Source organism: uncultured Veillonella sp. (assembly GCF_915069625.1).
Lineage (GTDB): Bacteria > Bacillota > Negativicutes > Veillonellales > Veillonellaceae > Veillonella.
Map to the genome: position 1 here is coordinate 1 of NZ_CAJZFD010000083.1, position 8,504 is coordinate 8,504.

Below are 8,504 nucleotides of genomic sequence, written 5' to 3' on the forward strand. Positions count from 1 at the left end.
AAAAAATTATTTTGAAGATAAAGGATATGAAGTATTCCTTATCAATGCATTAAGTGGTGAAGGTTTACCAGAGCTTATGGAACGAGCTTACTACTATGTAGAAAATTATGAGCCAGAACCGGAAGCAACTGATGATACAGTAGTATACGAAGCAAAACCTGATGTGGAATTCGTTATTACACGTGGTGATGATGCTGCATTCTATATTACCGGTAAACGTATTGAACGCTTAGTGGCAATGACAAACTTAAGTGATGATCAATCTCTTCGCAGATTCCAACGCATTTGGCGTTTTATGGAGCTCGATGCTAAATTGAAGGAAAAAGGTTGTAAAGACGGTGATGAAGTTGTGATTGGCGATCAACGCTTTACATTCCAAGAGTAGGAGTAATAATGACAGGAAAACAAAAACGGTATTTACGTTCTTTGGCAGCAACAATGCCACCAGTAGTTCAAATTGGTAAAAATGGTTTAGAAAATAGTGTTATTGATAGTGCTCGCGCAGCATTAATGGCTCGTGAATTAATCAAGGTAAAATTACTCAACAATAGCCCTGAAGATAAGACGATTTTCCAAGAGTTAGCTGATATGCTTGGTGCTGAATTAGTACAAGTTATCGGCTTTAACGGTGTATTATATAAAGCTAAAAAAGAACCTAAAATTATTCTACCTAAATAAATCGTCATATTACTAACATGTATTATATGGGGGTCTACATAACCTGTTAGCCCTAGGAGGTTATTCTATGCGCAGTGCTATCATCAACGCAAAAAGAATAGTAGTTAAAGTAGGCAGTAGTACGCTTTGTTATGCTAATGGTCATTTAAACCTAGAACGCATTGAACGATTAGTACGCCAACTATCAGATTTAGCTAACCAAGGTAAAGAGGTTATTCTCGTTTCTTCTGGTGCAACAGGTGCTGGACTGGCCCCTTTAGGATTTAAGGAAAAACCTAGAGACCTCGTATTAAAACAAGCTGCTGCAGCAGTAGGACAAGGCATCCTCATTCATATGTATGAGCGTATGTTTCGTGAATATGGACGTACAGTAGGTCAAATTCTTTTAACAAAAGAAGATAGTACTGGTCGCCATAGTTATCTTAATTTGCGTAATACATTACATACGTTATTGCAACTCAATGTTATTCCTATCATTAATGAAAATGACGTGGTTGCCATTGAAGAATTTAAAATCGGAGATAATGATACTTTATCTGCTACCGTAGCAGGTATTGTAGATGCTGATTTGCTCATTATTTTGTCCGATATTGAAGGCTTATATACAGCTAATCCAGCAACTCATCCAGATGCTACGCTAATAGAAACAGTTTCTGAAATTACTGATGAAACCTATGCTATTGCAGGTGGTGCAGGATCTAACATGGGTACTGGTGGTATGTATACTAAAATTAAAGCGGCTCATATGGCTACAAACTCAGGCGTACCGATGGTAATCACATCTGGTGAAGTGGAAGATTCTGTTCGTCGTGTATGTAAGGGCGAACAAATTGGTACTCTCTTTGAAGCGCATGATGCTGGGCTATCAGGTAAACATCATTGGCTTGCCTTTGGTAAACGATTGAAAGGGTCAATCACTATTGATGATGGTTGTGCACGTGCTGTATTAGATAAAGGGGCAAGCATTTTACCAGCTGGTATTATTGATGTAGATGGGTCATTTGGACCTGGTGATACAATTTCTATTTATCATGATGGTAAAGAAATTGGCCGTGGACTTATCAACTATGGCATCGAAGATATGAAGGCCATTAAAGGTCATAATACAAATGATATAGCTCAAATTTTAGGTATTAATACAACCTATGATGAAGCAGTACATCGTAATAATCTAGTTTTATTACATTGAGGATATCCTATGAACCAGTATGAAGAAATTTGTAAAGATATGGGTCAAAGAGCTAAAGCGGCATCCTTTGAATTAGCTCAAATTGATCAAGGTACATTAGATTCTGCATTATTAGCAATCGCTGATGCTGTAGAAGCACAAGCCGATGAAATTATGGCTGCTAATCAGTTAGACTTAGATAAATCTGGTGATTATAATGTGCCTCAAACCATGATAGATCGACTAACATTGACACCTAGCCGTATTTCTCAAATGGCAGAAGGTGTTCGTCAAGTAGCTGCTCTTGAAAGTCCAGTAGGTTCGGTTATAGAAACAATTACACGGCCTAACGGTTTGACTATTGAAAAAAGAGCGGTACCTTTTGGTGTTATTGGCATTATTTTTGAGGCTCGTCCAAATGTAATAATTGATGCTGGTGTGCTTTGTTTAAAAACATCGAATGCTACGATACTGCGAGGTGGTAAAGAGGCATTCCATACCAACCAAATTATCGTGACTATTATGCGTAATACCTTAGAATCTTTAGGTATTACGCCAGATGCTATTCAACTTGTGGAAGTTCTTGATCGGGATATGGTTGGTGTATTATTGCACCAACGTGAATATATTGATGTCATCATTCCTCGTGGTGGAGCTGGACTGATTCGTCGTGTTGTAGAGGAAAGTAGTATTCCTGTTATTGAAACCGGTAGTGGTGTGTGTCATACATATATAGATGAATATGCGAATCTCGATATGGCATTAGAAATTGCAATTAATGCAAAGGTACAACGTCCGTCTGTATGTAACTCTATGGAAACATTGCTAGTACACCAATCGGTGGCTGGTGAGTTTTTACCACGTCTTAATGTGGCTCTACAAGAATATGGTGTCCGAATTCACGGTGATACAGCTGTAGCTCAATATATGGAGAATACAATTCCTTTAACAGATGATTCCTTCCATACTGAATATAACGATATGGACTTAAATGTACGTATTGTTGAAAATCTTGAAGAAGCCATTAATCATGTTAATTGTTATTCTACACATCACTCTGAGGCTATCGTAACAGATGAACCGATGCGTGCAAGAGTATTCATGAACTTAGTAGATTGCTCTACTGTGTATCATAATGCTTCAACGCGTTTTACTGATGGTTTTGAATTTGGTTTTGGTGCTGAAATCGGTATTAGTACTCAAAAGCTCCATGCTCGTGGTCCAATGGGATTACAAGCACTAACATCATATAAATACTTTGTATTTGGAGAAGGCCAAGTTCGAAAGTGAAGACAGTATATTACTTAATAAGGGCATACTACAGATATATTCAGACCCCTAAAGGTCGATACGAATGGATATCCTATGGAAAAGCACTGCTCTTATTTATCATTATTTGTGTCATTGTCATTAAGGGTGTGACATTATTATGGTAGAGAAACGTCGTATAGGTATCATAGGTGGAACATTTAATCCTATCCATTTAGGGCATCTAATGATTGCTGAGGTGGCTTGTGAAAGTTTTAACCTTGAGAAGGTTATTTTCGTGCCAGCACGGATACCACCTCATAAGCAACATGATGTAATAGATAGTCATCATCGATATGCTATGACAGCAGCAGCCGTGTCAGATAATCCAAATTTTGAAATTTCTGATGTAGAGATGCGTCGTGAAGGCCCTTCGTATACAGTTGATACGATACAACATTTTAAGGTGATCTATGGACCAAATGTTGAATTTTACTTTATAGCTGGAACGGATACAATTCGTGCGTTGCCAACGTGGAAATTTATTGAGGAATTATTAGATGAGGTCCACTTTATTGGTGCTACAAGACCTGATGGATCTAGTGCAATTGATGAAACATTAGATATTTTAGGACCAAAAGCACGAGAAAAAATACATCTTATGGAGGTTCCTGAGATGAAATTATCTGCTACGTATTTGCGAGAGCGGTTACGTTCTGGAAAAACTGTTCGGTACATGTTGCCTAAATGTGTAGTGGAGTATATAGAAGAAAACCATATTTATGGGAAGGAATAAAGGATGTTATCATTTGATGAAATACAAGTTAGCGTGAGTCAATGGTTGAGTAAAAAACGTTTTAAGCATACTCTTGGCGTTGTTGAATCAGCCACTCATTTAGCTGAGCTTTATGGCGTTGATGTGGAAAAGGCTAGATTAGCCGCATTGTTGCATGATTGTGCAAAGGAGCTTTCGCTGAAGGAAATGCAAAAGCTAGTTAGTGCTGAATCGTATGAGGCTGATCAAGAATTATTAAGCAATGGTAATCTTTTGCATGGACTAGCCGGTATGATTCGTGCTAAACAAGAATTTTCCATATATGATGCTGATGTTTTGGAAGCCATTAGGGTTCATACGACTGGTAAGGTACATATGTCTAAACTAGATAAAGTTATATTCTTAGCAGACTATATAGAACCTAATCGAGATTTTCCAGGTGTTGATGAATTGCGTAAAGTGGCGGATCAAAATTTAGATAAAGCTGTATTGCTTGGTTTTGATAACACTATTATTCATCTTATTGATCAAAAACAATCTATTTATCCTTTGACCATTCTTGGTCGTAATGATGTGTTACAATCTTGTAAATAATGGAGTTTATATATGGAAGAACGTGAACGAGCAAGAGCTCGCCGTCGAAGAAGAAGACGTCAACAAAAGTCATCTGTTAAATGGCCTAGAATTATATTAGCTATTATTGTACTAGTAGCATTACTTGGCGGTATAGGATACGGTTTATATACTGGCGTATCTTATGCATATAGAGCTATTGTAGGTACTACCGAATCAACTGATGCATCTGGAGATAATGGTAATAAACAAGATGGTAATACTGTATCTGTAGAGCAAAAAGGCTTAGATAAACCGTTATATATTCTTGTTGTCGGTACTGATGATAATAATCCAAGTCAAAGTGATAGCTTATTCTTGTTATCTATTAATTTAGATCAAAAGACTATGGATGTTATTGGTATCCCTAGTAATAGTAAAATTGATAACAGAGATCAAACTGATGCAACAATGCTCAATAGCATCTATGAAAAAGGTGGTATTGATTTAACAAAAGCTGTTATTGAAGATATGTTCCATATTTCTATACCTTATTATGTTGTTGTTAACCAAAATGCTTTCAAAAAAACGAATGATGTATTAGGAAATCAACAAATCTATGTAGAACAAAATATGGAACACGTAGATGCAGACGGAAATAAAGATATCGATTTGCAACGAGGCTATCAAACATTAGATAGTGATAAAGCATTGGCTTATTTACGATATTCTGATTCAAAACATGATACATTTACACGTGTACAACGACAAGAACGCTTTTTAAAACTATGGGTAGAAGAAGAGCATAATGCATTCTTCTTAACAAATGCATGGCATATTTGGCGTATTTGGGATCATTATGATAGCAATATTTCTACATTAGATGCTATTAAGCTTGTATATAATGCTAGCAAAATCAATAAGGAAGAAATCCACTTCTATATTCTTCCTGGAGAAAAAGAGTTAGTAGGAGATATGACATATTGGAAGGTAAATCCTACGGAAGCACAACGATTAGTAGGCATTACGATGGGAAATTTACCAGCTAATGAAATGACACAATTTGTAACAGCTCCAACTAATAGTACAACCAAGGTTGCACCAGAATCAGAACATAATGGTGGGACTATTACAAAGCCAACAGAACCTGGTGATGAGAGTAGTAAAAAACGGTAAAAGGGGAATAGTATGAAAAATAAAGAAGAAATTAAAGAAATCGTATTACAATTAGCACAAGCTGCTTTCGATAAAAAAGGTAGAGATATTGAAATCCTCGATTTAGAAGGTGTATCTATGTTAGGTGATTACTTCCTAATTGCTAGTGCGAACAATATCAAGCAATCTCAAAGTATTGCTGATGAAATGGAAGATAAAGCAGCAGAATTGGGCATGACAGTCAACCACAGAGAAGGTTACCGTGAAGGGGAATGGATTTTACTTGATTTTGGCGATGTTATTTGTCATGTCTTTGGTGGTGATGAATTGCGCGAATTCTACGGTTTAGAAGAATTGTGGAATGATGCAGTTCGAGTTCCATTTGAAGGAGTATAATATGGCTACAGAATTGTTGGAAAATACAATTGCCACATTAAAAGTATTGCGTACTAGTGACCAAGGGGCCTTTCTAGATGGTCAAACAGGCAATACAAATGATGATATTTTGCTTCATAAGGATCAACAAACATCTCCAGTTGCTATTGGTGATGAGGTAGAGGTATTCTTATATCGCGATCCAAAAGGACGTTTAACTGCTTCTATGCGTTTACCTGCAATGAAGGTAGGTCAAATTGGCTATGTTGAGGTAATCAACACTACAAACTTTGGCTGCTTCGTTGAGGTTGGCACTGAGCGTGGTATCTTTATGCCCCATGCTGAGATGCGTGGACGTCCTCAAGTTGGTGAAAAGGTTTGGGTTCGCCTATATACTGATAAATCTGGTCGATTTGCAGTATCTATGGATGTAGATGATGAAATGCGTCGTGCTTCTAAGGCCGCTACAGAGGCTAAGGTAGGACAACTAGTTAAGGGTGCTATTTATAACTTAACTAGTGATGGGGCATTCTTTATTACTCCAGAACGATGGATAGCCTTTTTACATCGCTCAGAAATGACGAGAAAACTAAAGGTTGGGGAGTTGGTTGAAGGTCGCGTTACCTTTAAACGTGATGATGGCCGAATCAATGTATCTATGCGCCCTACCAAGGAAAAGGCCCTCATATCTGATGGAGATATTATTATGGAATATCTTCTTAACCGTGGTGGTAAGATGCCGTATAGTGATGAATCTTCTGCTATGTTGATTAAAGATAAGTTTAACATCAGCAAAGCCGCGTTTAAACGTGCTTTAGGGCATTTGATGAAAGAGAAAAAGATTGTTCAAGATGATGGTTGGACATTATTAACTGAAATAGGACGTCAATGGACACCTCCTGTTAGTAATGAATCACAAGAAGAGGAATAAAGACGATGAAAATTGTCATTGTAGGTGCTGGTAAGGTTGGCTATTCCTTGGCACAACGCCTGATACAAGATGATCATGATGTGTACGTTATCGATCGGTCATCAGAACGCATACAAAATCTTGAAAATACCTTAGATGTTAGCCTTGTTCAAGGTAACGGCAGTGATATACAATTGCTCAATGAAATCGGTATGGAAGATGTAGGAATGTTTATTGCTGTTACCGATTCTGATGAAGTAAATATGCTATCCTGTGCTGTAGCTAAAATTACAGGTGTTCCTACAACGATTGCTCGTGTTCGGGATAATACTGTAGCAGAACATATGGATGATGAGATGCGTGCCAAATTAGGCGTAGATTTGTTCATTAATCCTGAAATGGTTACGGCTCAAGAGCTTTTACAAATTTTAGAAACACCATCAGCTATTGATGTTGAGGACTTTGGTCAAGGCGCTGTGCGCCTCATGGAATTTAAGATTACAGATGATATTCCATTAATCGGAAAACCTTTAAAAGAAATCAAATTCCCTGAAGGTGTTTTACTAGTAGGTGTTTTACGCTATGGTGAAATGATTATTCCTCATGGTGAAAGTATTCTACAGCCTGATGATAGTGTATTCTTCTTAGGCTTGAAAGAAGCCGTTGAAGAGGTAGAAAGTCTTTGGTTCCATAATCATAATACATTCTATAAAAGAGCTGTTATCATTGGAGCTGGCCTTTTAGGTAGAAATTTAACGGTCCTTTTGGAGCAAGCTGGATTTTCGGTTAAAGTTATTGAAAAGAATTTTGACCGTTGTGAACAGCTAGCAAACCTTGTGGATAAGACAATTGTTATTAATGGGGATGCTACGGATTTCGATCTCTTAGAAGCAGAAGAGATTGCTGATAGTGATGTTATCATTGCACTTACGGATGATGACAAGCTTAACTTGTTAGTCGCTCTTGTAGGTAAACATATGGGGATCCCTAAGACTGTAGTACGTGTAGGGCGACCTGAATACATTATGCTTATGGAACAAGTAGGCATTGATGTCGTATTCTCTCCACGTTTATTTACAGCTAGTCAAATTTTACGTTTTGTTCGAAGCGGAGAAGGTGTTTTATCAATCTCTACCTTTGAAGGTGGGAAAGCGGAATCTATTGAGGTTGCTATTACAAGTGAATCACCTGTAGCCGGTAAACAATTGAAAGATATACGTTTACCAGGGAAGGCTTTAGTAGGTGTTATTTTGCGTGGTGATGAAGCCATTGTGCCACGTGGTAATACTGAGATTTTAGATGGAGATCACATTGTTCTCTTTGCGTTACCTGAATCAGTAAGTAAATTACTTAAATATCTAACCTAGTTTGGAGGGACTATGCGCATTCAAATTGTCATGTCCTTAGTGGGGCGGCTATTATATATATTTGGGATTTTTACATTGATACCCTTTATATATAGTGTCGTATTTGAAACTGCATATTGGTCATTTTTGATTACCACCGGTATTTCATTCGGCTTAGGTGGACTTTTATCTTATTATGGCAAAGAAAGTCAAAGTTTTAGTCTTCGCGATGGGTATTTAGTAGTATCAGCTACATGGATATTAACTGTTATCTTAGGTTCCTTACCATTTATTCTT

10 protein-coding genes and 1 pseudogene are annotated in these 8,504 nt (G+C 37.4%); all 11 read left to right on the top strand.

Going from position 1 to position 8,504, the window contains the following annotated elements:
* Nucleotides 1–385, top strand: a 385-nt coding sequence (gene cgtA, locus QZ548_RS05615) for an Obg family GTPase CgtA (protein WP_295868987.1), incomplete at its 5' end; no start/stop codon positions are given.
* An 8-nt stretch (nt 386–393) separates the two neighbouring features.
* Nucleotides 394–678 (top strand): ribosome assembly RNA-binding protein YhbY, encoded by a 285-nt coding sequence (gene yhbY, locus QZ548_RS05620; protein ID WP_005386817.1) that lies wholly within the window; start codon nt 394–396, stop codon nt 676–678.
* Between the two features lie 67 nt (nt 679–745).
* On the top strand, nt 746–1,867 hold the full coding sequence (proB, locus tag QZ548_RS05625; RefSeq protein ID WP_227721312.1) for a glutamate 5-kinase: 1,122 nt from the start codon (nt 746–748) through the stop codon (nt 1,865–1,867).
* Nucleotides 1,868–1,876: 9 nt separating this feature from the next.
* Complete coding sequence (locus QZ548_RS05630; RefSeq protein ID WP_295868989.1) at nt 1,877–3,136, top strand: glutamate-5-semialdehyde dehydrogenase; 1,260 nt, start codon at nt 1,877–1,879, stop codon at nt 3,134–3,136.
* A gap of 139 nt (nt 3,137–3,275) precedes the next feature.
* The gene (gene nadD / locus QZ548_RS05635) at nt 3,276–3,890 is read left to right on the top strand and encodes a nicotinate-nucleotide adenylyltransferase (protein WP_119206729.1); all 615 of its coding nucleotides are present in this window, start codon (nt 3,276–3,278) and stop codon (nt 3,888–3,890) included.
* Between the two features lie 3 nt (nt 3,891–3,893).
* On the top strand, nt 3,894–4,463 hold the full coding sequence (yqeK, locus tag QZ548_RS05640) for a bis(5'-nucleosyl)-tetraphosphatase (symmetrical) YqeK (protein ID WP_295868991.1): 570 nt from the start codon (nt 3,894–3,896) through the stop codon (nt 4,461–4,463).
* 12 nt (nt 4,464–4,475) lie between these two features.
* Nucleotides 4,476–5,597, top strand: a complete 1,122-nt coding sequence (locus QZ548_RS05645) for an LCP family protein (RefSeq protein WP_295868992.1) — start codon at nt 4,476–4,478, stop codon at nt 5,595–5,597.
* 12 nt (nt 5,598–5,609) lie between these two features.
* On the top strand, nt 5,610–5,972 hold the full coding sequence (gene rsfS / locus QZ548_RS05650; protein ID WP_005386808.1) for a ribosome silencing factor: 363 nt from the start codon (nt 5,610–5,612) through the stop codon (nt 5,970–5,972).
* Between the two features lies 1 nt (nt 5,973).
* On the top strand, nt 5,974–6,882 hold the full coding sequence (locus tag QZ548_RS05655; RefSeq protein WP_295868993.1) for a S1 RNA-binding domain-containing protein: 909 nt from the start codon (nt 5,974–5,976) through the stop codon (nt 6,880–6,882).
* A gap of 5 nt (nt 6,883–6,887) precedes the next feature.
* Nucleotides 6,888–8,228 (top strand): Trk system potassium transporter TrkA, encoded by a 1,341-nt coding sequence (gene trkA / locus QZ548_RS05660; RefSeq protein ID WP_295868994.1) that lies wholly within the window; start codon nt 6,888–6,890, stop codon nt 8,226–8,228.
* 12 nt (nt 8,229–8,240) lie between these two features.
* A pseudogene (locus tag QZ548_RS05665) lies at nt 8,241–8,504 on the top strand (TrkH family potassium uptake protein); the annotation flags it as partial.